This is a genomic window from Bartonella sp. AP88XZML (genome assembly GCF_042195565.1).
In the GTDB taxonomy this organism is placed as follows: domain Bacteria; phylum Pseudomonadota; class Alphaproteobacteria; order Rhizobiales; family Rhizobiaceae; genus Bartonella.
Window position 1 is genome coordinate 112,960 of the sequence record NZ_JBHIOQ010000040.1, and the last position, 25,531, is coordinate 138,490.

Consider the following 25,531-nt stretch of genomic DNA (forward strand, 5'->3'; position numbering starts at 1 on the left):
GTGAACATCTCAAAAGTCGTTAAAGCAGTTTATAAAAAGAACGAATTTCTTCAAAAGCTTCTGCTGCTGTATTAACAAATTTTACAAAATTAATATCAGTAGGAGAAATTGTACCTTGTGCAGACAGATACTCAAAATTGACAGTATTGCTCCAAAATTCTTTGCCAAACAATAAAATTGGTACCTGTTTCATACGCCCCGTCTGTACTAAAGTTAATGTCTCAAACAGTTCATCCAGAGTCCCAAATCCTCCAGGGAAAATGGCTAGGGCTTTCGCTCGTACTAAAAAATGCATTTTGCGCATCCCTAAATAATGAAAATTGAAACATAAATGCGGCGACACATACGAATTAGGCTCTTGCTCATGTGGTAAAATAATATTCAAGCCAATCGTTGGAGCACCAACATCACAAGCACCACGATTTCCCGCCTCCATGATTCCTGGTCCGCCCCCCGTAACAACCACAAATTCACGATATTGTGTCGTAGCAGAATAAAGTGAGCACAAACGTGAAAACTCTCTTGCTTCATCGTAATAATGTGACATAGCATGCAAATTTTTCTTTTGTATTTCATTCTTTGCAGCCCACGCTGCTTGCCCAGGTTCAGGAATACGCGCACCACCAAACAAAACAACTGTTGATTGAATATCATATTCTTTAAGGGTTATTTCCGGCTTTAAAAATTCAAGACTAATACGTTGTGAGCGCAGCTCTGGACGCATCATAAAATCTTGATCGATATAGGCTAAACGATAAGTAGACGAACGCACTTGTGCTGAATTAGAGACTTTATGGATCTGTTGTAGAGCATCCTTCGTATGGAGAAGTGGTGTCCAGTTTTCTTGCTCCCTTTTTCTTTTTTCTTTACAGCCTTTTTTCATGCACCTGTCCTACTTCCTCATCGTTTTATTGACTGAACACATTTCTTCGCGTAGTTCATAGAGAATAAATCTTGAAGCTTTCAACTTGTTTAACGGAACTCTCGTCATGACCCATATCACACAACTTGAAATTATTATCGAACAAGCTTTTGACGATCGCGATTCCATCGATACTACCACAAAAGGCGAAATACGTGAGAGTGTTGAACATGCATTGAACCTTCTTGATAAAGGTGAAATCCGTGTTGCAGAACGACAAAAAAATGGACAATGGCATGTTCATCAATGGTTGAAAAAAGCGGTTTTGCTCTCTTTTCGGCTTAATCCTATGCAAATTATTACTGGTGGAATCAATGGGACACATTGGTGGGATAAAGTTCCTTCAAAATTCTCTGGTTGGCAAGAGGCAGATTTTAAAAGTGCTGATTTCCGTTCCGTTCCTGGAGCCATTGTACGTCATTCTGCTTACATTGCACCCAATGTTATATTGATGCCATCCTTTGTCAATCTTGGTGCTTTTATCGATGAGGGCACAATGGTTGATACATGGACCACCGTTGGTTCTTGTGCACAAATTGGTAAACATGTCCATCTTTCTGGCGGTGTTGGTATTGGAGGTGTTTTAGAACCACTGCAAGCAAATCCAACAATCATTGAAGATCATAGCTTTATCGGTGCTCGCTCTGAAATTGTTGAAGGCTGTATTATCCGTGAAGGTGCTGTTTTGGGAATGGGAGTCTTTATTGGAAAATCAACAAAGATTATTGATCGTACAACAGGTGAAATTTTTATTGGTGAAGTACCAGCCTATTCAGTGGTTGTACCAGGTTCTCTCCCTGGAAAACCTTTACCAAATGGTGAAGCAGGACCTAGCCTTTATTGTGCTGTTATTGTAAAACGCGTTGATCAAAAAACACGAGAAAAAACATCCATTAATGATCTTTTACGTTCTTAGACACAAGATTAATGCATAATAATATTTCATCGTTTTTTAACTTGAATAATAACCTCGAATACAAGGATTCTCTCATTTCAAATCCTTTCATAGTGAATCAATCACTATCATTTCCTTACACATTACAAACGCAGTTGGTGTGTGGGTAAGAAACACTTTAAGAAAAGAGTGAAATACTTTTAATGAATTCTCTCAAATGATAAGGACTGTCATAATATTTTGAGCTGAAAAAGAGTATGATGGGTACGCTTTGCACCTTTCTGACGCGTAAAAGCGGTAATGCCAAATGGATTTTATATCATTCACAGTGTATTTTACGTTATATTTTTCATAGCCCCGTTGTGAAATGGAGTTTGATGTATTGAGTGATGATTTACGAAAACGAGCACGCCAATATGCAACATAAATGTATTTTGTTTAAAGCATTCTGTTTTACGTGAGAAAGTGACACCATTACGCAATACACAAAAACATGAAGCACGGCGCAATTCTATTTAAAGTATCCTTTAAACACCTGAACCAATCGACAAAAGCAAAAGCGCAATCAATGAGAGAAAATACCCTTTTTTCATTATTTGTTCATTTTGAGCGCTTGAATAAATGCCGATTGTGGAATTTCTACTTTTCCAAATTGGCGCAGCCGCTTTTTGCCTTCTTTTTGCTTTTCCAAAAGTTTGCGCTTACGCGTAACATCACCCCCGTAACATTTCGCTGTTACATCTTTACGCAAAGCACGAATCGTTTCGCGCGCTATAACTTTACCACCAATAGCCGCTTGAACTGGAATCTGAAACATATGCTGAGGAATAAGATCTTTCAGTTTTTCACACATTGAACGCCCGCGCTTTTCTGCAATCGTGCGGTGAACAAGCATCGATAATGCATCAATAGGCTCTCCATTCACCAAAATAGACATTTTAACTAAATCACCTTCTGCATAATCTGTCATTTGATAATCAAAAGAAGCATAACCCTTTGAAATCGATTTTAGCCGATCATAAAAATCAAAAACAACTTCATTCAGTGGTAAATCATACGTTACCATAGCACGGGTTCCAACATAGGACAAACCAACCTGTACCCCACGCCGCTCTTGGCATAGCTCTAAAATTGACCCAAGATAATTATCAGGAGTCATGATTGTCGCTCGAATCCATGGTTCTTCTATGGAAGAAATTTTAACCACATCAGGCATATCCGCTGGATTGTGCAACTCTTTAACAGAACCATCATTCATATTCATGCGATAAACAACTGAAGGTGCTGTCGCAATTAAATCCAAATTAAACTCACGCTCTAATCGCTCTTGAATAATTTCAAGATGCAGAAGTCCCAAAAAACCACAGCGAAAACCAAACCCCAAAGCCGCAGACGTTTCCATTTCAAAAGAAAAACTCGCATCATTTAAGCGTAATTTGCCCATGGCTGCACGCAAATCATCAAAATCGGCAGCATCAATTGGAAAAAGTCCACAAAAGACAACAGGTTGCGCCGGCTTAAAACCAGGCAAAGCATTTTCACAAGGACGACGCTCTTCAGTAATCGTATCCCCAACCCGTGTATCTGCTACCTCTTTGATAGAAGCAGTGATAAAACCAATCTCGCCTGGTCCTAATTCATCAACCTGTACCATTTTAGGTGTAAAAACCCCAACGCGCTCAACTGGATATTTTGCTCCTGTACCCATCATACGAATGGTTTGTCCTTTTTTTAAAATACCATCTATCACCCGTACCAAAACAATGACACCAAGATAGGCGTCATACCAGCTATCAACCAACATTGCTTTCAAGGGATTTGCAACATCGCCTGTATGTGGAGGTGGTAATTGTGCAACAATTGCCTCTAGAACATCAGGAACACCCAAACCTGTTTTTGCTGATATTTCTACTGCTTGAGATGTATCAATGCCTATCACATCTTCAATTTGTTCTTTAACACGCTCAGGTTCTGCTGCTGGAAGATCAACTTTATTGAGAACAACAACCAACTCATGGGAATTATCAATGGCTTGATAAACATTTGCTAACGTCTGCGCCTCTACGCCTTGGCTTGCATCCACCACCAACAGAGAACCTTCACAAGCTGCCAATGAACGCGAAACCTCATAAGCAAAATCCACATGACCAGGTGTATCCATAAGATTTAAAATATAGGTTTCACCATTCTTTGCTTTATAGTGTAAACGTACCGTCTGTGCTTTAATAGTAATTCCACGTTCACGCTCAATATCCATGGAATCGAGTACTTGTTCTTTCATCTCACGTGTATCAAGCCCACCTGTTATTTGAATCAAACGATCAGCTAAAGTGGATTTGCCGTGATCAATATGCGCCACGATGGAAAAATTACGAATATAATTACGATCTATTGTCATATAAGGCGATTTAGCAAAGAATAATACAAAACGCAAAGACCAATTATGCTCCGGCTTCTATCAAAAGAATATAAACCTAAAAAGCTTCTCAAAACACAACTTTTTATAGCCTAAAAAATGAGGCTTTTGTTTGCTAAATTAAATCCAAGGGTGCTAAAATGATCCTTTCACATCTTATTTGATAACTCATATGCTGTAGTAAGCTGGCACCATCACACACTTTGCCAACCTCCAATATTACGACGATCCTTTACACTTGAAAAAGTTTATAAGAGATATGCCTTTCTTGTACAGTCTTTACCCACATGCCCCCCACCCACTTGTGATGTGTAAGCAAGTGATTTGGATTGATTTAACATGAAAATGATTTGAAGTGAGAAAGTTTTACAGTATTCAGGGTTCTAACTCAATGTGAATAATGATATATTATAATTATAAATCAATGTATTATCATATTTATATGATGGGCGTGTATATCATTTAGGCTTGCAATAAATTCGCAAGAAATGCTTTTTTATTTGTATGCAATAATCTTCTTTTTTAGCAATCTTATATAAGATAACATGAATATCGAGGGAGTTTCTTCTCAATTTTTAAAACTTTAGAAATATGCTCTATTGAGTGATGTTTTTATATAACTCCTTCCTTCCTCTATTAAAGATAAAACACACCAATCCTCTTTGATTCATTGGATAACGCATTGATTTATAATGATGCTCTGTGGTTTTTCTATACTTCATGTGGACCGTCAATGAATATGATGTATATTGAGAAAATTATCTTTTAAAAAACGATTTAATGTACAACGTTATGGGGTACTTTGGACGTTCTATTTTGCGTGAGAAGCGTAACTCTATTAAAGGACAAAAGAAATAACGTGCGACAGTGCATAGTTTTCATTATTCAAAAACATTACCGTAGATGTTTTTGAAAGTTGTAAAGCCGAATTTAAATATAGGCGTTAATTTTTACCTTTATATCACCTCATGCTTTGGCTCAATAAAGGTTGTCTGCCCGTTTCAGAAGTTAGGCAAACAGATAGAAGCATACTATTTCTCCAATTTGGCATGCAAAAGCTGGAATAACTTATAGAACTTCTTAATCATCTTAATATTAAAAAAGCCTTAAAAATGAAAACTCTACAAGAAAAAATCTCATGCAATAAAATCATAATAAAAAAATGTATAGCTAATCAATTTTTTTAATTGCTTTATTTTTTTTACGCCATTGTGAAGGTTGTAATTCAGCCACAATGATCCCAATCAGAATAAGCAAACCGCCTAATAAAGCTAAGGGAGATAAATGTTCTCCAGCCAAACGCCCAACAATACCAGCCCATACTGGTTCACCTGCGTAAATGAGTGTCGCACGCGTAGGGGAAATAGACTTTTGTGCCCAATTCATAGCTAATTGAATAATGGCACTCATTAATGCCAATCCTATACCAATATTAAACCACACCCACGAAAATTCAGGAATGCTTTCACCCATCAAAGGCATACAAGCAAATGAAAAAAAACCACTAAAAAATAACTGAATAATGGTTACACGCCGACTATCAACCTTGTTCGCAAAAATTCCGATGAGTATGACTTCTCCAGCAATCGCTAAAGCGCCTAACAAAGTTAAAATTTCGCCTTTTGAAAAATCAAAATTTCCCGGCTTTTGTCCTGAAATCAATACAAGCCCAATAAAAGCGAAAATAATACCAATCCAACAAGCTAAACGGGGAGGTTTTTTAAAAACAATCCATTGCAAGATTGGAACCATCGGTACATAAAGCGCTGTGATAAAAGCTGACTGACTACTAATAATTGTTTGAAGTCCAGCTGCTTGAAAAGCATAACCAAAAAACATGGCTAAACCTATCGCCATCCCAGCGAAAACTTCATAAACAGTTATACCTTTTATAGAGCGCCAAAAAATTACCCCACATATAAGAGATGCAACAATAAAACGAAATCCAACAAAAAACAGAGGACCACTATAGCGTACCGCAATGTGAATGACTAAAAATGTAATGCCCCACAATATTGTCGCAGTAAATATTGCCAATTCTGGCTTACTTAATAAAGGATATTTAAACTGTTTTAGATTCACCATGAAAAACTTTCTCTTCCAATTTTCCCCACAATTTATGAAACAATAAGCGTTCCAACTCCCTGTTCGGTAAACAGCTCTAGTAAAACAGAATGAGGAGTTTTACCATTTAAAATGACAACACCTTCCACACCATTTTGAAGGGCTTTTATACAAGTCTCTACTTTTGGAATCATACCTCCTGAAATTGTCCCATTTTTAATAAATTTTTCAGCTTCAGAAACTGTCAATTCTTTTAAAAGTTTACCCTGTTTATCCAAAACACCAGGAACATCAGTGAGAAATAAAAGGCGTTTAGCCTCTAATGCACCAGCAATAGCTCCAGCAAAAATATCAGCATTGATATTATAAGTTTTACCATCGCGTCCTGGAGCTACAGGAGCAAGAACTGGTATCATTTCAGAAGATGCTAAAAGATCTAGCAATGTGCGATCAACTTCAACAGGCTCACCAACAAACCCCAAATCTAAAACACGTTCAATATGCGAATCAGGATCAATGACAGTTTTATAAGCCTTTTCGGCAAAAACCATATTGCCATCCTTGCCGCATAATCCTATTGCCCATTCACCCTCAGCATTGATGAGAGCAACAATTTCTTTATTTATGGAACCCGCTAAAACCATTTCAACCACTTCAACGATCCGCTCATCGGTTACCCGTAGTCCGTTTTCAAATCGCGATTCAATCCCCATTTTCATTAAAATTTCAGCAATTTGAGGCCCACCACCATGAACAACAACAGGATTAATTCCCGATTGCTTTAATAGAGCAATATCACGCGCAAATGCTCGCCCCAAATCAGGATCACCCATAGCATGGCCGCCATATTTTACCACGACCGTTTCATTTTCATATTTTTGCATATAAGGTAAAGCAGACGATAAAAATGCTGCTTGTTTTTCCAAAACATCTACATCACCGTTTTTAGCATCATCCATCAATAGAGCCTCCTCATCACTTTTTACCATCTCTTAATGAAATTTAGGAAAAGTGAAAACAATAAAACCAAACTTTACTCTATCCACCCCCTCCCCTGAAAATCGTCAATTTTCCTCTAAATTACGAAAAAGGAATAACGAAATGAAATACAAAATACTTCCTTTAAAAATTGACAGCGAAAAATTAAACAAAATAGACGTAAAAAAATGTCATTATTTTATGATCTTATATATAAAATTGAAAAGCAAAATTTTGAAGCTAAGCCGTACATTCAACTCATTAGTTTATCCCTATGGATACTTAACAATGAATAGGAATATATACAACCATTGATTTTGTAAGATAAAAATAAAGTTTCTTATCATAATAAAATTAACATATTCCCAAGATAAGAAATCACTCAACCGCTTTATATCTTATCTCAATAAACTATAACTTTGGTTTTAAAAATTTGACTTTTTCTCAATCATTAAACATGAGGAAATGTCAACTGAACGCTCCTCATGGAGAATTATAATAAATTGATTTATAATAATAATTTATCTTTTTATATCGTAAAATTGAAAAAAGGCTTTGCAAAATTATCATATATTTTGATTTTATTGCGAGTAGCTCTTCAGAAGCATTTTCGTAAAAGCATTTAATTGTTTAGATTACTCTCTTCGTAAGGTTTTATAAAACTTCTCATTTTTCATGATCTGTCATTAAGTTTTTCTTTCTGCATAGCGATACATGCTTGAATTATTCAATGTTTTTTAGAATTTTTAATTCTTTTAATTATGTTATTTTATGAAAAAAGATTCATTTCGTAAATTTCCCTTTCCATATCACTAATCAATTTCAACAATATATCGTGCTGTTTTCTAAGCATATTGTGCTATTTTTTATTGTATTTATTTTTTCTTTTTAAAGGTAACTTCCTCTATCTTCCCACCAACTTTTTATTATGCCAATAAATTCAATTAAGTGAATTCCATCGAATCTGTTTCCCCACAAGAGAGATACATCGAATACCTCAAAACTTGTTTTGTTATGTCTTCTTTAGCATTCAACACACATTATCTCATTCCACAATTTCTTTGGAACAAAATAAACTTGATTATAGCGTTTTTTATTATCTGGAAGAACTATTTATGACATCAGAAATACAAAACTAAATCCGCATCTAAAAAGACATGATTACTGCTAAAAGCTAAGATGAGGCATGTAAAAGCTATTCCGAATAAAATAACCCTTATTTTAAAGGAAGCAGTGATTAAAACTATGAAAAATGCCAAAAATAAAATCGGTTATAAGAAGTTGATACTTTATTTGAAAAAGATGGATTGCCTAACAGCTTATTTAGCGTTTCTTGGCAAGCCGCTACCTATTTTATAGTTTTATTATAGAGCCTTTAAAAAGAAATTTTGAGTGAAAAAATAAACACAAAAAATACTGAATGCATAAAGGCAGTTATCATGACACTGGCAATATTTATTATCAATCACTCAATTGCGTTCTTATATGGATAAGCCCTTTTTAAAATGTCATAGACACTCAAAAATAAGACTTATCCATAAAATTCATGAAATATAAAAACTATCAGCAGCAGGAGTTTATCCTAAATTAGCTGTCTCTCTCTTTTCTTTTCAAGAAAAAATGCTTTTCAAAGATAATGAGACAATAGAAAGCTTAATGAAAATAACTTTCCCACAGTTCTCTCTAATTATTCTGAGAACATTCACATATTTTAACCAGAAATATTTTCAAAAAATTCTTTCATACGTGAAAAAAAACCATGTGATTGCGGTGAATTTTCATGATTTGAGAGTTTCTCAAATTTTTGCAACAATTCACGTTGTTCTTGTGTTAATTTCTGCGGTGTCTCAATCGTGATATGGATGTAAAGATCACCCCTTGCTTGCTGACGGCGCAACATAGGCATACCTTTGCCTCTAAGGCGGAATTGACGTCCATTTTGTGTCCCTTCTGGAATCTTAACGCGTGCTTTAACACCATCAAGGTCAGAAACTTCAAACTCTCCTCCTAAAGCAGCTGTTACCATTGAAATAGGAACGCGACAGTGAAGATCTGCTCCTTCTCGCTGAAAAAACTCATGCGGTTTAATGGAAAGGAAAATATAAAGATCACCATTGGGGCCACCACGAATACCAGCATCACCCTCACCAGAAAGGCGAATACGCGTTCCATCTTCAATACCAGCTGGAACATTTACGCTTAATGAACGTTTTTTCTCTATACGCCGTGTCCCCTGACATTTGGGGCATGGATCCGTAATAGTTTCACCACGTCCATGACATGTAGGACATGTCCGCTCAATAGAAAAGAAACCCTGTGCAGCACGCACACGACCAGATCCATGACATGTTCCACAAACTTGCGGCTTAGAGCCTTTTCTCGCTCCTGATCCTTCACAAACATCACACGTAACGGAACTGGGAATATTAATTTCTGCAGTTTTTCCTGAAAATGCCTCTTCTAAAGTCACTTCCATATTATAACTCAAATCTGCGCCACGTTCGCGACTATCACCACGCTTACGGTGTGTCCCTCCCATAATCTCACCAAAAAAGTCTTCGAAAATATCCGCAAATCCACCACCAGCAGCAAAACCACCAAAGGGATTTGCTCCCCCTTGACCACCGCTATTTTCAAAGGCCGCATGGCCAAATCGATCATAAGCAGCACGCTTCTGGGGATCTTTAAGAACTTCATAGGCTTCGCCAATTTCTTTGAATTTTCGCTCTGCCTCTTTATCCCCCGCGTTGCGATCAGGATGATATTGCATTGCTAACTTACGAAAAGCAGATTTCAACTTTTTATCATCACATTCGCGAGTCACGCCAAGAATTTCATAATAGTCAACCTTCATCATGTATTCCTGATAATTTTTCTGTCATCCATCTTTATGGATAATATTGCTTTTAATTTATATTTTTAGCAACAAAGTTGCAACTTATCTCAAATAATAAAGCCCCGCCTTATATTTCAAAGGCCGGGTTTATCAATTAATCAACACATATGCTGACACTATTTCTTCTTATCATTAACTTCTTCAAAATCAGCATCAACAACATCATCATTCTTTGCCTCTGTTTCAGTGTCAGCGCTCGCTGCTTGTGAGGCTTCGTACATAGCCTGTCCAAGTTTCATACTGACTTCTGCTAATTTTTGCATCTTTGTTGTTACTTCTTCCGTATCACTGCCTTCAAGCGCAGATTTCAAATCAGATATTGCTGTTTCAATCTGTCCCTTTTCTTCAGCTGATACTTTATCGCCATATTCATTGAGCGACTTTTTAGTTGAATGAATAAGAGCCTCCGCTTGATTTCTAGCTTCAACACCTTCACGGCGTTTTTTATCCTCAGCCGCGTGCTCTTCTGCATCCTTTACCATTTTTTCAATATCAGCATCACTTAAACCACCTGATGCCTGAATACGAATTTGATGCTCTTTACCTGTTCCCTTATCTTTGGCCGAAACATTAACAATACCATTCGCATCGATATCAAAAGTAACTTCAATTTGAGGTATACCACGTGGTGCTGGAGGAATACCAACAAGATCAAATTGAGCCAATAACTTATTATCACTTGCCATTTCCCGTTCACCTTGGAAAACACGAATCGTTACAGCACTCTGGTTATCATCAGCTGTCGAAAAAACTTGCGATTTTTTCGTCGGGATAGTGGTATTGCGCTCAATAAGGCGTGTGAAAACCCCACCCAAGGTTTCAATACCCAAAGATAAAGGTGTTACATCTAGCAACAACACATCTTTGACATCGCCTTGCAATACACCTCCTTGGATGGCAGCACCCATTGCGACCACTTCATCAGGGTTAACGCCTTTGTGTGGATCCTTACCAAAGAAGCTCTGCACAACTTGCTGAATCTTGGGCATACGTGTCATTCCACCCACTAAAACAACCTCGTCAATCTCACCGGCCTTTAATCCAGCATCTTTCAACGCAGCTTTACAAGGTTCGATGGTACGCTGCACTAAATCGTCAACGAGAGATTCAAATTTTGCCCGAGTCAATTTCATTGTTAAGTGCTTGGGACCTGATTGATCTGCCGTGATAAATGGTAAATTAATTTCTGTTTGCTGTGATGAAGAAAGCTCAATCTTTGCTTTTTCTGCCGCTTCTTTTAAGCGCTGTAAAGCGAGTTTATCATTTTTCAGATCAATTCCTTGCTCTTTTTTGAATTCATCGGCAAAATAACCAACCAAGCGCATGTCAAAGTCTTCACCCCCTAAAAATGTATCCCCATTGGTTGACTTAACCTCAAAAACGCCATCTCCAATTTCAAGGACTGAAATATCAAATGTACCACCACCAAGGTCGTAAACAGCAATTGTTTTTCCGTCCTTTTTGTCCAAACCATAAGCTAAAGCAGCAGCAGTTGGCTCATTAATAATCCGTAAAACTTCAAGTCCAGCAATTTTACCTGCGTCTTTCGTGGCTTGACGTTGCGCATCATTAAAATAAGCAGGAACCGTAATAACGGCTTGTTCAACTTTTTCACCAAGATAAGATTCTGCTGTTTCCTTCATCTTTTGCAAAATCATAGCTGAAATTTGTGACGGAGAATATTTCTTTCCCGCCTCTTCAACCCATGCATCACCATTGTCACCTTTAACAATTTTATAAGGAACAAGCGCTTTATCTTTTTCAACCATAGGGTCATCAAAACGGCGCCCTATCAAACGTTTAACTGCAAAAACTGTCCCTTCAGGATTTGTCACCGCCTGCCGTTTAGCAGGTTGCCCAACAAGCCGCTCCCCCCCATCAGTAAAGGCAACAACGGAAGGTGTTGTTCGCGCTCCTTCTGAGTTTTCAATAACTTTTGCGTTTTTGCCATCCATAACAGCCACACAAGAGTTCGTTGTCCCCAAATCAATACCAATTACTTTTGCCATATTATAATCTCCATTCAGCAAGCTACCTCAACCTTCATAAAGCATCTTTTTAAGATAGCTCCTCATAACACCTAAAGCCCGTATATTGCTTCAAGCAACATAAATAATAATAAACTGCAAGTCGCAACAAGCCTTGCTGCCTCGTATATAAGAACAGGCTTTTATTGCTACAAGAGAATAATGAGAGAAACATCTCCAAAATAAAAAATTTATTTTAAAATAGGCACGCTAATGACCCATAAATACCATATTTATGAGAGACTTGAGAGTATAATATATTTTTCTTGCGATTCTTAAAAAATATATCTTTCTATAAAAATTAAAAAATAAAAGAATGATTGCACTCTCGCTCTTGATCTTCTCATCATTGATAAAATCATACTCACGTAAAAGCTTTTTAAAAGGCGAATAATTTATATCACAAATATTATAAATTTTCCTTGGACTAAAATAGTCATCATATCTAATGCTCATATCAGTAAAGGTATTATCTATCGATCTCCTTTCAAAAATTCTCCTTCTAACGGTCTCATTGTTTGCGGCTTTTGAAATCTGTGCTTTAAATTCACCTAAAGCGTTTTTTCTTAACTGTATAATTTTGAACTTTGAAAATATTAAAAATACCTCTGTATAAACGCTTTAAAATGCCAAGAGCTGTCATAATATTAAAAATTGGTAAAGTGGTTGATGATTGTTCTGTATTATATCTTCATTAAGTAAAATAGTAGTGCATCATAGATTTTATACCATTTGCAAATACTATTTATGAGATGAACACGGAAGCGTTAAGAGGTGTGTTGTCATTGTAAATCTTACTGTCTTCTTTTAAATTTCAAGAATTCTATGATTTTTATATTCAAATCAATTTCATTTTAGCATTTCTTTCTTTTATTTTAAATAAAAGCTCTGCTAAAATAAAAAATATTCAAAGTGTGAATCTTATGAAGGAGGGTAAATCAATGATGACATCTATTATTAAGAAAATAACAAATCTCATCTTTAAGAATATAATACATACACAATATCCATACAAAAAGGTTATCATAAATATCGTGTGTGCTCTTCTCTTTGCTGGTATAACCCTGCCAGCAGGTGCTCAGCAATATAAACTTGGCGACATAGAAATTCTCAATCCTTGGACACGCGAAACACTTAGAGGTATAAGAGTTGGTAGCGGTTATCTCTACATTATTAATCACAGTAATACCCCAGACCGTTTGGTTTCTATTTCCACAAACGGAGTAAAAACAACAGAGATACACTCTATGGCTGTCGTTAATGATATTATGAAAATGGAAAAAATGCACAATGGCATTGAAATTCCGGGAAATGGCGAAATCACGCTTAAGCCTGGCGGTGATCATATTATGTTCATGGGGCTTTCACAACCATTTAAGTTAGGTGATAAAATTAGCGCAAAATTAACATTTGAGAAAGCAGGAACCATTGATGTTGATTTCTCTGTAAACGCTATGAAAGTACCATCACCTTCTAAATCCTCTCCTGTTCACTAAGCTCCTTTTATTATAAATACACACTTTATAAAATGAAGAAGCGTGAAATTTTTTACGCTTCTTTATTTTTTGTTTAATGCCATCAGTAAAAAATTATCCCCTTTGATGAATTAACTATGGTCAATTTCAGGAATACGTAAAACTTGTCCAGGATAAATTTTATCGGGAGATTTTAGCATTGGCTTATTGGCTTCAAAAATAAATGTGTTTTTATTACCTTGCCCTTTTCCATAAACCTCTTCAGCAATTTTCCAAAGATTATCACCAGATTTAACCTCATAAAAGCGAGAAGTTTTTCTAGGCGTTGTATCTATAACCTTTAATTGATCAACATCTACAGAAGAGATACCTTGTGAATTGCCAACAACCAGCAGTGCTTTTTCAAGTGTTTCCCTATCTGGAACTTCACCGCTTAAAATAGCTTTACCGTCTTCAACTTGAATATTGACTTTTTCTGTACCGAGTTGAAAATGATCAAATGCTCTCTTAAAATCCTTTTCTTTTGGTTCATGGTCCCCAATACCTAATTTTTCCCCTACAGTTTTAATAAAATTAAAAAATCCCATTACGACCTCCTTTCGTGTAGCAGAAACAAATTTTTGTGCATATATTGCCACATTCTTTTCTTTGCTCTTAAAACACATAGGCAGATTTTCTAAACTTCAACAATCAAAACTACATCTGTTCAATTATGAGACAAATACAATAATAAACTTTGTAATAAACCTTGATAAAAAAAGCCTTTATGAAAATTTTCTCTCAAATGAAGGGATCTTAATAGACGTAAAAACATTATAAATTATGAAAGCAAAACAAGATTTTACAGTAATGACAGAAGGTTTTTTACTTTGCTACAATTTGTATCATATTTGTTTTGCAAAAAAAATATGAACTCCCATATAAATAAGTGTGGGTAATTTGCTACCACAGCAATAGAAAGGTCTAAGAAACCATGAAAGATACACCAACAATCACGCAAACGATTGTACTTGTTGATGATGATCGCAATATTTTGACATCTTTATCTTTTGCGCTTGAGACAGAAGGATATCGGGTTGAAAGCTATACAGATGGAGCATCTGCACTCAAGGGTCTCACACTTCACCCTCCACACTTAGCTATTTTTGATATTAAAATGCCCCGAATGGATGGGATGGAACTTTTGCGTCGTTTGCGTCAAAAATCTGATCTTCCAGTTATTTTTCTTACCTCTAAAGATGATGAAATTGATGAATTATTTGGTCTCAAAATGGGAGCTGATGATTTTATTACTAAACCTTTCTCCCAACGTCTTCTTATTGAACGCGTGAAAGCTATTTTACGCCGTTCTAATGCACGTAACCAACCGCTTTCTACAGGAACTTCTTCCACCTCTTCTCTCAAACGCGGAGATCTTGTGATGGATCAAGAACGCCACACCTGTACATGGAAAGATAAACCTGTTATTTTAACCGTTACGGAATTTTTGATTCTGCAAACCTTAGCACAAAGACCAGGAGTTGTAAAAAGTCGTGATGCTTTAATGGATGCTGCTTATAGTGATCAAGTCTACGTAGATGATCGCACCATTGATAGTCACATTAAACGTCTGCGTAAAAAGTTTAAACAAGTGGATGATGATTTTGCAATGATTGAAACACTTTATGGTGTAGGTTATCGTTTCCACGAGGTATAAAACTACTTTGTCGCAAAAATTTGAATGGCAATCAAATCGATGACAGACAATTTTCAACTGGAAACTTTACAAAAAACAACCGTTAATGGTACATCCTCAACGCCATTTCTTATGTTCGCTCGTTTGCATCTTCGAACACAACGTCTCTTTAGACAATTGCTTTTTTCCAGCCTCACACGTCGCATTGTTATATTAAACATTGCTGCTCTTGCCGTTTTAGTTACAGGCATTTTATACCTTAACCAATTTCGCGATGGTTTAATTGAAGCAAAAATCAAAAGTTTATGTACCCAAGGAAAAATTATTGCTGGGGCTATTGCTGCTTCTGCAACAGTAGATACAAATTCTATCCTCATTGACCCTCAAAAACTCTTAGAGTTACAGACTGGTGAAAGCGTTACACCCGCTCCTCAATCAACCGATTCTTGGGATTTTCCTATTAACCCTGAGCAAGTTGCCCCTCTTTTACGGCGTCTTATTACACCTAAAACGACAAGAGCACGTATCTATGATCGTGATGCTACTCTCCTTCTTGATTCGCGCGTTCTTTATTCTAGTGGAGAAGTTTTTAGTTATGATTTACCCCCACTTAAAACAGAACAAAACATGTGGGATCGCCTTACTTCATGGTATTCAAGCGCATTTTATGGCAAAGGTATTGCTCTTGACAGAGAACAAACAAAAACCAATGGTATTGCTTATCCAGAAGTGTACCGCGCATTAAACGGATCTCTTGCTACGGCTAAAAGACGCAACAGACAAGGGCAATTAATTGTTTCTGTTGCCGTTCCTGTTCAACGCTATCGCGCAGTGGTTGGAGCTCTTCTTCTTTCAACCACTGGTTCCGATATTGATAACATTGTAAAAGGCGAAAGACTGGTTATCTTTAAAGTTTTTGCCGTTGTAGGTAGCGTACTTTTGGTTCTTTCTCTCTTTTTGGCCCATACGATTGCCCATCCATTAAGTAAATTATCTGCCTCGGCTAATCGAGTGCGTAATGGCAATAATCAGCGTGTAGAAATTCCTGATTTTTCAATGCGTGAAGATGAAATTGGTCACCTTTCAACTTCTATTCGTGATATGACTAATGCCCTTTATATGCGTATTGAAGCCATTGAACGCTTTGCTGCTGATGTAAGCCACGAATTAAAAAATCCTCTCACCTCTCTACGCAGTGCTGTTGAAACGCTCCCTCTGGCTAAAAATGAAGAAGCACAAGAGAAATTGCTGGAAATTATTCAACATGATGTGCGCCGCCTTGATCGGTTGATTACAGATATTTCTGATGCATCGCGACTCGATGCAGAGCTTGCACGAGAAACCGCAGAGATTGTTGATATGACACCGCTTTTGGAAAGTCTTGTTCATGCTGTTCAGGAAGTGTATCGTAATACGCAAACTATTGATATAAGCCTTAATATTGTCCCACGTCCTCATGGAAAAGCTTATCTTGTATTGGGACATGAACTTCGTTTAGGACAAGTGATTTCAAATCTTCTTGAAAATGCGCGTTCTTTTATTCCTCGGAATCGTGGCAAAATTTGCATTACTATGAAAAGTCATGCTTCAACCCTTATTTTAACCATTGAAGATAATGGCCCAGGTATTCGTTCAGAAAATATTGAACGCATTTTTGAACGTTTTTACACAGATCGACCAAATGAAGACGCTTTTGGACAAAACTCTGGACTTGGCCTTTCTATTAGTCGGCAAATCATCGAGGCTCATAATGGGACAATTACAGCCGAAAATATTATCGATCCTACACTTGGGAAGTGTAAAACTGGTGCACGTTTTACTATTATGCTTCCGCTTGCTAAATAAATCTTTTATCCAAAGTAAAAGGCATGAAAACAAAATGTGAAATACTCCACGCAAATTGCCTTCAACTGGGCGGCAAGGGGCTGTTAATTATAGGTCCATCGGGATCAGGAAAATCAACCATCACCCTTTCTTTGCTTGACCGCGCTGAGTGGTCAAAACGTGAAGCGAAGCTTATCAGTGATGATTATACAATGTTGCGTGCGGAAAATGGAAAGCTTCACGGATACACTCCCGATAATTTAGAGGGCGGCATCGAGATTCGTGGCGTTGGTCTTTATATGATAGAATTTAAAAAGCACACAACTATCGATTGCGTTATTTTTCTCGGTCCGGAATATGAACGTTTTTCCACAAATAAAACTTTTCAATTTGAAAATTTGCACATTCCTCTTTTAAAACTTCCCTCTCTTCGTGAAGCCGATTGTACAGCCATTTGTCAAGCTATTGAAGCATTTTTGTTTAGAAAAATATGGCAAAAATCTGTCTAATTTTTTTCTAAAGATAAAAAAATCACAATTTTTGCCTTTTTTTTGCAAATTTTTCTTGGCAGCAAGATAAAGCCTTGTACAATGTCTTTCCCACCAACTATGGTCGGGTCTTATTAGTTAACAGGAGTTTGCGTAAATGATTGGACTCGTGCTTGTAACGCACGGTGAGCTGGCTGTCGAATTTTTACATGCCGTGGAACATGTTGTTGGAGTACAAGAAAAGTTCGCAACAATATGCGTTTATCCCGATGACGATATAGATCAGCGCCGAGGTGATATTATAGCCGCAGTAACCGATACAGATACGGATCATGGCGTCATCATATTAACAGATGTGTTCGGTGGAACACCATCAAATATAGCTATCCCTGCTATTGAAAAAGGACGCGTTGAAATGATTGCGGGTGTTAATTTGCCCATGCTTATTAAACTGATTTCTATTCGCAAATGTCCTGATATTTCATTATCAGACGCGTTAAGAATAGCACAAGAAGCAGGGCGTAAATACATTAATGTACCAAGTATAATTTTATAGCGGATAATAAAATACCAATGTTTTCCAAAGATACCCTCCCATGTATAAGTCGTCATTTCAATATCTGTAATAAACGTGGATTGCATGCACGTGCTTCTGCAAAATTTGTACAAACTGTTGACAATTTTAATGTTACTGTTGAAGTTGAAAAGGACGGAAAAATTGTTGGCGGATCATCAATTATGGGACTTATGATGCTAGCGGCTTCATCCGGTTGCAACCTCACCATTCGTGTTTCAGGACCAGAAGCAACAGATGCTCTTAATGCTCTTGAAAAGCTCATCAATAACAACTTTGGAGAGGAAAACTAGTGCTTTTTCATCATAAACAAGGATGATGATTCTTAGAAAATAGGAACTTTCCATCATTATTTTGAATTTTAATTTCTCTTCCCGCTTTTATACCAATATTCATATCCATTATAGATTGGCATAATTATCATAAATGTAAAAGCTTATAGTAATTTTGTTATGCTCGATTTTTTTCTTCCTTTCCTAACATTATTTGACCAATTTGAATAGTTTTGCGTATTATGGCTATTCCCCGATTTAATCATATAATTAAATTTTTACAGAAAAGAGAACTCTTCACCTTGTATTAAAGTATGCTTTATTTTAGACTAAAGATAAACGTCAAAATAATTTCGCACATCAAAAATCTATCAACTTTTCTTATTTTCTGCTAACTTTGTAGCCTTTATAATACACAAGTAATCTTCCATTGCACATCATTGTGATACAGATCCTGAAAACGCAATTCTTATCAATGTCATAACCATTTCTTAAAACGAATAAGCTTTGTACGCTCATAATTATAGTAAGCATTTTTTAGACATTATTTTTCTATACTATTGCCTTGTTTTCTGTGATACGTGCCCCGCCCTTATTATCTATATTGCGCTTGAGATAGCATCTTTCATTATAAGGAGATAATATCATGGGTCGTCTATTTAGTGCTCTTCAGATTCCTCAACAAACAACAAAAGCCCTCGTATCATTGCAAAATGGCTTACCAAAAGCGCAATGGATCAACCCGCAAAATTTTCATGTCACCTTATCTTTTTTTGGCGAAGTTGAAAGCTCCTTAGCAGATGAAATTATGCATACCTTTAACACTATAGAACTTCCTTCTTTTACGCTACAGATAAAAGGTTTTGAAGTTTTTGGTTCAGAAAATGCTCCTCATTCTCTTGTGGTTCGCATTGAACCTTGTGAAAAGCTTATTCTTTTACATGAAAAGACGCAATATATCCGGAATAAATTAGAGTTAAAGCCTGATAAAAGACTATTTATTCCGCATATCACTCTTGCACGAATATTTGATATTAATCTTAAAGATCTTTCTTATTATCTATCTTTTCAAGATGATTTTTTTGTTCCTCCTTTTGAGGTTGATCATTTTGTTTTATTGTTATCGGCCTCTCCCTTAAATAAGGCTCCCTATATTGTAAAAGGAAGTTGGGCGCTTCAAAGATAAAAGGGTGTTTATAACACCCTTTAAAACCCCTTTAAGAAAAGACTTCATATATGTGTGATTGCAGGGAATACTGCATTTTATGTTAGAGATTTATTATTGATGTGTTTTAATCCGAATCAGCTTCAACAGAAGCTTCTTTTGCTCCTCCTTTAGCTACACCCACTATAGCTGGACGCAGCACCCTTTCCCCGATAATATAACCTGCCTGAACCACTTGTTGAACAGTATTATCTGGAACATCAGCATTGGGAATTTCAAACATCGCTTGATGAAAGTGAGGATCAAATTTTTGCCCCTCTGGATGAATTTTTTGCACCCCATGACGTTCTAATGCTGCCATCATGGCACGTTCAGTCATTTCAACGCCTTCTGCCAATGATTTCAAACCAGCATCACTCTCCCGTGCACCTTCTGGAATAGCTTCCAAAGCACGATTGAGATTGTCAGAAACCGATAACATATCCCGTGCAAAATTAGCAATGGAATAAGCCTTTGCATCCGCCACATCTCGCATAGTACGGCGTCGAAGATTTTCCATATCTGCAACAAGACGTAAAAGTTGATCTTTCAATTCTTTATTTTCATCCTGCAAAGAGGCTAAAAGATCACTAATCTCATTGCTTTCAGTTTCAACGACTTCGTGTTCCTCTGTTTTATGTGTTTTTAAAAATTCATCGGCTGCCTGTTTAAGTGTATTACGATCAGCTGGATTTTTTAAATCACAATTTTCAAATGAAGCGTCAGTAAATTTGTTTTTTTCATCAGACATAAAAATTTTATTCCTTCATAAGATTCGTTATTCTCGATATCGAAATTCTACAGACAAAAATCAAGGGGTATCGATGTATATAATACAATGAGCTTTTATAGTACAAATACTTACTTGCATCGTTTTAACGCAATAACTGTGACACAAGTTGAGCTGTATAATCAACCATGGGCACGATCCTTGCATAATTAAGCCGTGTAGGACCAATAACACCTAAAGCACCAATGACTCTTTGTTGTGAATCACGATAAGGTGCTACAACTAAAGAAGAACCAGAAAGTGAAAATAACTTATTTTCTGAACCAATAAAAATTCTAACCCCAGAACCTTCATCCGTTAAATCGAGAAGCTGTGCCATACTCTCACGCGTTTCAAGATCATCAAACAAATGGCGTAATCGTTCTAAATCTTCTTCTGCTTTCACATCTTCAAGTAAATTGCTACGCCCGCGAACAATGAGGTGTATTTTATGATCAGCACCTTCTCCTCCCCAAAGAGCTAATCCCGTTTCAACAAGATGATGCGATAAATCATCAAGTGCAGCCCGTGTTTCTGCGCATAAGCGGGCAATTTCCCCTTTAGCTTCACTCAATGTACGCCCTTGGATATGGGCATTGAGAAAATTCATTGCTTCCGTCAATTGTGCATGAGTAACCCCTTCTGGTAAATGAACAATACGATTTTCAACTTCACCTTGTTGAGTCACCAAAACGGCAAGAGCGTGCTCCCTATCAAGGCGCACAAATTCAATATGTTTCAATGTTCCTTCTTGTTTTGTTGCTAAAACAAGCCCTGCCCCACGTGAAAGATCTGAAAGAACTCGGCTTGCTTGAACAAGAAAATGTTCAACCGATTGTGCATGACCAGCCTCTTTGACTTGCATTTCAATATTTTCTCGCTCTTCGTTTGGCAAATCACCCGCTTCCATAAATGCATCAACAAAAAAGCGTAAACCTGATTGTGTTGGCATTCGACCCGCAGAAACATGTGGTGCATAAATCAAACCGAGATGTTCAAGATCACTCATCACATTGCGAATCGTCGCAGGCGATAATGTCTGTTGTAAAAGCCGCGAAAGATTACGTGATCCTACAGGTTCACCATCATTAAGATAAGCTTCAACAATATGGCGAAAAATATCACGCGAACGTTCATCAAGATATTTTAGTTCATTATCAATAGTTTTGTGCTTCATCACAATTGTTTCACTACTTCTAAAATCCTCATCTCTTATATAAGTTTTGCCAAGGTTTGGTCAAATAGTCTAAAGTAGTATAAAAACATATTATCCTATTGAGCTGTAAAATGCTACCTTTCAGAGTGATGCTTGATAAATTACGCGGGAAATATTTTTTGTTAGAGTGTGTGAGAAATATTTAAGATTAAGAGTTGATCTGTAAAGTGGTCTGCTGTAGGGACTTGTCAAGAAAATCTAGATTGATTAAAAACCGCTGTAAATAGAAAATTTCACCCTTTAGAGCAAGCAGAAAATTGGAAATTTACCATAAAATGCTATCATAAAAAAGACATGTCTTTCTTATCTTTGCAAGATTATCTTCGTGCAAGATAAAAATTTTTATTGGAATAAAATATCATAAAACGTGTAAAATAATCATATCATGTAAAATCAAGCAGAATGTGTGTGTATGAGCATTTAAACCGGTTTTTAGCACAAAAATAATTCCCCTTTCATTTTTGGAGAAATCTATATGAGAAGCATAGCAGATAAAAAACTTGTCATTGCTACACATAACACCGGAAAATTGCATGAAATCACTACTTTAATTACGCCTTTCGGTTTAATAATACAATCGGCAAAAGAACTGGGCTTGCCAGAACCAAAAGAAACGGGAAAAACATTTGAAGAAAATGCTTATATTAAAGCTTTTTCAGCAGCAAAAAAAACAGGACTTCCTGCACTCTCTGATGATTCAGGCTTAGAGGTAGATGCATTGGAGGGTGCGCCAGGCGTTTATACCGCTGATTGGGCAATTCAAGCCGATGGTACACGTAATTTTCCAAAAGCTATGAAAAAAATAGAAAATGAACTCCAAAAAGTCGGAGCACGAGAAAAAAGTCAACGGAAATGCCGTTTTATATCCATCATTTGCATTGCATGGCCTGATGCTCATGCAGATTACTTCCGCGGATGCGTTGAAGGAACGTTCATTTGGCCTCCACGGGGAGACAAAGGCTTTGGTTTTGATCCTATTTTTTTACCCGATGGATATGAAAATACCTTTGGAGAAATGTCAACAGAGCAAAAACACAACTGGAAACGTAATGATCTTCTCCCTCTTTCGCATCGCGCACGTGCTTTCAAACTTTTGGCAGAAAACCTTTTAGCATTCTCATGAATGAACCTTTCGGCATTTACATTCATTGGCCCTTTTGTGCAGCTAAATGTCCTTATTGTGACTTTAATTCGCATGTTCGCATCCATGGTGTTGATCAACCACGTTTTGTCACCGCCTTTAAGCGCGAAATAGAAACGCAATACCACAAAATAGGCCCACGCCATATTACAAGTATTTTTATTGGTGGAGGAACCCCTTCTCTTATGGAGCCACAGACTGTCGATGCCCTATTGCAAGCACTTGCAAAAAAATGGGTAGTCGATGATAAAGTTGAAATTACATTAGAAGCCAATCCATCCAGTGTGGAAGCAGAGCGCTTTCGTGGATACCGTGCGGCAGGTGTTAATCGCTTATCTCTAGGAATACAAGCGCTCAATGATAAAGCATTGCGCAAACTTGGCCGACTCCATAATGTGGAACAAGCTCTTTGCGCCATTACTTTAGCACGGAAAATTTTTCCACGTTTATCCTTTGATCTCATTTATGCCCGTCCCGAACAAACCCTTGAACAATGGAAATCTGAACTTGTACAAGCAATTGATTTAGCAGCGGACCATCTTTCTCTTTATCAATTGACAATCGAAGAAGGAACTGCCTTTAAACGGCTTCATGATGCAGGAAGACTTATCCTTCCCCCATCAGAGCTAGCAACAGATCTGTATCATCTTACTCAAGAAATAACGGCACTAAATGGACTTCCTGCCTATGAAATCTCAAACCATGCAATGCCCGGTGCCGAATCAGCACACAATCTTCTTTATTGGCGTTATCACCAATATGCAGGCTTTGGTCCAGGAGCACATGGACGTTTCATTGAGCATACACCGAATCATTCCTATTTCTGTTCAAAAACATTGTCATCACACCTTGAAAACCGCGAACGTTATGTCACAATAAATGAAAAGCATCCCGAACAGTGGCTTAATTTGGTAGAAACAACAGGACATGGCTGTATTGAAACAGAACATTTAACCACTGAACAACAGGCAAATGAAATGCTCCTTATGGGATTACGCCTTTGCGAAGGCTTAGAACTTATACGCTATGAAACCTTAAGCCCTAAACGCATTCCAATGGAAAAACTGATCGATTTACAACACCAAGAATTGATAGAAATGGTGGATAACCAACGCTTAAAAGCAACAACCAAAGGACGTATTGTTCTTGATCACATCATCAGCCAACTCGCAAACTAAAGTTTTTATAACAACATACTTATTTTAATCATAATTATCATTTTTCACAGCAAAGGTGAGATTAGAATATCGTGAGATTCTCTCATTTCAAAACTATTTATAGCAAGCTAGTTACCGCCATTTGCTTACACCTTAAAAAGGGAGAAGCATGTGGATAAAAACTATAAAAAGGAGTAAAAAGGCCTCTGATGAACACTCTTAAATGCTAAAAGCTATTGCAATATTTTGAGCTAGAAAATGTATGGTGCTCTAACTTTATTTTTCATAAACATAAAGATGAGGAGGCACTGTAGACTTTATACGCTTCACGGAAAATTTTATACTACACTATTCATAAGCACCGTAGTGGCATAAATGTGATAAACATTGAGAAAATTTCTTTAAAACAAGTATGTGAATGCATAATACGATAATGTATTGTTCTTTATGAAATCGTGGCACCATTTAAAGAACCAGAGAAATAAGCATGAAGCCATGCATCAGTCTCTGATTATTTAAAAAGATATTACTCTAGTTACTTTTGAAAACCGTAAAGCCGAATAAAAAAGGAGAGTAAAAAAGCACGCTGATTTTCACCTTTATACCTTTTATATTTTCCCTCAATCAGGTTGTGGTTGTATGTCTGTTTCAGAGATTATAAAAAATAGATATACACAATACTTTTATCCTATTCTGGCATATAAAAGCTGTTGTCGCAAAAAAAATACTGAACCAATATTTATTTGAGATACGCGGCTGTATGATTGGTGTTGATTTATAGATAACAGCAACATCATGAGCTTTATTACACAAATAATGCACTCAAATGGCAAATATACCAAATATGAATCGAGATTGCTTTGTTAGCGAGCGAAATGACATTAATCCCATATAATTTCACTTGTATGCGTACATGCTTATGAGTATCTATACGCGTCCTTTAAGGTTATTTTATTAAAAAATTGAGAATAATACTAGGACAATCCTTGGCTAAAGAAGTCAACGTGATGCTACAAAAGAATTTCTGTGTACCTTTATCATAACCAATATTAAAGCTGATTAAATAAGCTCACCTTCTATCTCGTAATGATATTGCAACGGAAGTTCTTGGGGACAAAAAAAGCAGAGCAAAATATATGAAATAAAATAAACTTAAAGCGCTTTTCCTATAGTCTTTATTCTAAGAGAGTCTAATTGAAATAAGAGGTACCTTTTGTGAGAGCTCAGAAACCATATTAAAACATGAGCTGTGAATGAGCGCATTTATGTTGTACAAACTTTTTACAATAGCAACATGTTTTTGTGTGTCTTCATGGCTTCAACCTGTCACTACACAATGATGATATAATATTCATTGTTTTCCATATATGATTGCACTGCCTTTCTACACCTTAAAGAACGAATATTTTCAATCTAATATGGTCTAAATAGTTCTGCTTCTTCAAGCAGTCCTCTTTTGGCTTTCCAATTATGTAATTCAATTAACTAAAGATTCTACAGACAAGAATCCCAACTTAAGAATATTCATCACTTACTCT

19 protein-coding genes are annotated in these 25,531 nt (G+C 36.7%); 10 read left to right on the forward strand and 9 right to left on the reverse strand.

Features of this window, described 5'->3' with window-relative positions:
* Positions 1-19 precede the first annotated feature (19 nt).
* Entirely contained in the window at positions 20-883 is an 864-nt protein-coding gene (locus ACFIK2_RS04680) for an LOG family protein (RefSeq protein ID WP_375633679.1), read from the reverse strand.
* 106 nt (positions 884-989) lie between these two features.
* Here ACFIK2_RS04680 and dapD point away from each other — a divergent pair, with 106 nt between their 5' ends.
* The gene (dapD, locus tag ACFIK2_RS04685; protein WP_375633678.1) at positions 990-1,838 is read left to right on the forward strand and encodes a 2,3,4,5-tetrahydropyridine-2,6-dicarboxylate N-succinyltransferase; all 849 of its coding nucleotides are present in this window, start codon (positions 990-992) and stop codon (positions 1,836-1,838) included.
* Between the two features lie 571 nt (positions 1,839-2,409).
* Here dapD and lepA read toward each other — a convergent pair.
* From lepA to dnaK, 5 genes are all read right to left on the reverse strand, one after another.
* Complete coding sequence (lepA, locus tag ACFIK2_RS04690; RefSeq protein WP_375633739.1) at positions 2,410-4,215, reverse strand: translation elongation factor 4; 1,806 nt, start codon at positions 4,213-4,215, stop codon at positions 2,410-2,412.
* Between the two features lie 1,188 nt (positions 4,216-5,403).
* On the reverse strand, positions 5,404-6,318 hold the full coding sequence (locus ACFIK2_RS04695; RefSeq protein ID WP_375617501.1) for a DMT family transporter: 915 nt from the start codon (positions 6,316-6,318) through the stop codon (positions 5,404-5,406).
* 32 nt (positions 6,319-6,350) lie between these two features.
* Positions 6,351-7,256 (reverse strand): acetylglutamate kinase, encoded by a 906-nt coding sequence (gene argB, locus ACFIK2_RS04700; protein WP_375633738.1) that lies wholly within the window; start codon positions 7,254-7,256, stop codon positions 6,351-6,353.
* Between the two features lie 1,730 nt (positions 7,257-8,986).
* Positions 8,987-10,129, reverse strand: coding sequence for a molecular chaperone DnaJ (gene dnaJ / locus ACFIK2_RS04705; RefSeq protein WP_375611466.1), 1,143 nt, complete (start codon positions 10,127-10,129; stop codon positions 8,987-8,989).
* A gap of 158 nt (positions 10,130-10,287) precedes the next feature.
* Entirely contained in the window at positions 10,288-12,180 is a 1,893-nt protein-coding gene (gene dnaK, locus ACFIK2_RS04710) for a molecular chaperone DnaK (RefSeq protein ID WP_375633677.1), read from the reverse strand.
* A gap of 959 nt (positions 12,181-13,139) precedes the next feature.
* On the opposite strand from dnaK, the gene ACFIK2_RS04715 reads away from it, so the two are divergent.
* Positions 13,140-13,694 carry a copper chaperone PCu(A)C gene (locus tag ACFIK2_RS04715; RefSeq protein ID WP_375633676.1) on the forward strand — a complete coding sequence of 185 codons (555 nt, stop codon included), beginning with the start codon at positions 13,140-13,142 and terminating at the stop codon, positions 13,692-13,694.
* Positions 13,695-13,804: 110 nt separating this feature from the next.
* Here ACFIK2_RS04715 and lysM read toward each other — a convergent pair whose 3' ends face one another.
* A complete protein-coding gene (lysM, locus tag ACFIK2_RS04720) occupies positions 13,805-14,260 on the reverse strand; it encodes a peptidoglycan-binding protein LysM (protein ID WP_375606145.1) in 456 nt (151 codons plus the stop codon).
* Positions 14,261-14,646: 386 nt separating this feature from the next.
* On the opposite strand from lysM, the gene ACFIK2_RS04725 reads away from it, so the two are divergent.
* The 6 genes from ACFIK2_RS04725 (at position 14,647) to thpR (ending at position 19,692) form a co-directional block, all read left to right on the forward strand.
* Positions 14,647-15,369, forward strand: coding sequence for a response regulator transcription factor (locus ACFIK2_RS04725; protein ID WP_005774392.1), 723 nt, complete (start codon positions 14,647-14,649; stop codon positions 15,367-15,369).
* Between the two features lie 39 nt (positions 15,370-15,408).
* Entirely contained in the window at positions 15,409-17,193 is a 1,785-nt protein-coding gene (locus ACFIK2_RS04730) for a stimulus-sensing domain-containing protein (protein WP_375633993.1), read from the forward strand.
* Between the two features lie 23 nt (positions 17,194-17,216).
* Entirely contained in the window at positions 17,217-17,681 is a 465-nt protein-coding gene (locus tag ACFIK2_RS04735; protein WP_375612806.1) for an HPr kinase/phosphatase C-terminal domain-containing protein, read from the forward strand.
* A 136-nt stretch (positions 17,682-17,817) separates the two neighbouring features.
* The gene (locus ACFIK2_RS04740) at positions 17,818-18,216 is read left to right on the forward strand and encodes a PTS sugar transporter subunit IIA (protein WP_375606142.1); all 399 of its coding nucleotides are present in this window, start codon (positions 17,818-17,820) and stop codon (positions 18,214-18,216) included.
* A gap of 17 nt (positions 18,217-18,233) precedes the next feature.
* Positions 18,234-18,527, forward strand: coding sequence for an HPr family phosphocarrier protein (locus ACFIK2_RS04745; protein ID WP_012754483.1), 294 nt, complete (start codon positions 18,234-18,236; stop codon positions 18,525-18,527).
* Positions 18,528-19,152: 625 nt separating this feature from the next.
* Positions 19,153-19,692, forward strand: coding sequence for an RNA 2',3'-cyclic phosphodiesterase (thpR, locus tag ACFIK2_RS04750; RefSeq protein WP_375633674.1), 540 nt, complete (start codon positions 19,153-19,155; stop codon positions 19,690-19,692).
* 106 nt (positions 19,693-19,798) lie between these two features.
* On the opposite strand, the gene grpE is transcribed toward thpR, so the two are convergent.
* Positions 19,799-20,461 carry a nucleotide exchange factor GrpE gene (gene grpE / locus ACFIK2_RS04755; protein WP_375633673.1) on the reverse strand — a complete coding sequence of 221 codons (663 nt, stop codon included), beginning with the start codon at positions 20,459-20,461 and terminating at the stop codon, positions 19,799-19,801.
* Between the two features lie 124 nt (positions 20,462-20,585).
* Entirely contained in the window at positions 20,586-21,656 is a 1,071-nt protein-coding gene (hrcA, locus tag ACFIK2_RS04760; RefSeq protein WP_375633672.1) for a heat-inducible transcriptional repressor HrcA, read from the reverse strand.
* A gap of 514 nt (positions 21,657-22,170) precedes the next feature.
* Between hrcA and rdgB the strand changes: the two genes are divergently transcribed.
* Positions 22,171-22,818, forward strand: coding sequence for an RdgB/HAM1 family non-canonical purine NTP pyrophosphatase (gene rdgB, locus ACFIK2_RS04765; RefSeq protein ID WP_375633671.1), 648 nt, complete (start codon positions 22,171-22,173; stop codon positions 22,816-22,818).
* Complete coding sequence (gene hemW / locus ACFIK2_RS04770) at positions 22,815-24,014, forward strand: radical SAM family heme chaperone HemW (RefSeq protein ID WP_375633670.1); 1,200 nt, start codon at positions 22,815-22,817, stop codon at positions 24,012-24,014. Before rdgB ends, hemW begins: the two co-directional genes overlap by 4 nt.
* Positions 24,015-25,531 lie beyond the last annotated feature (1,517 nt).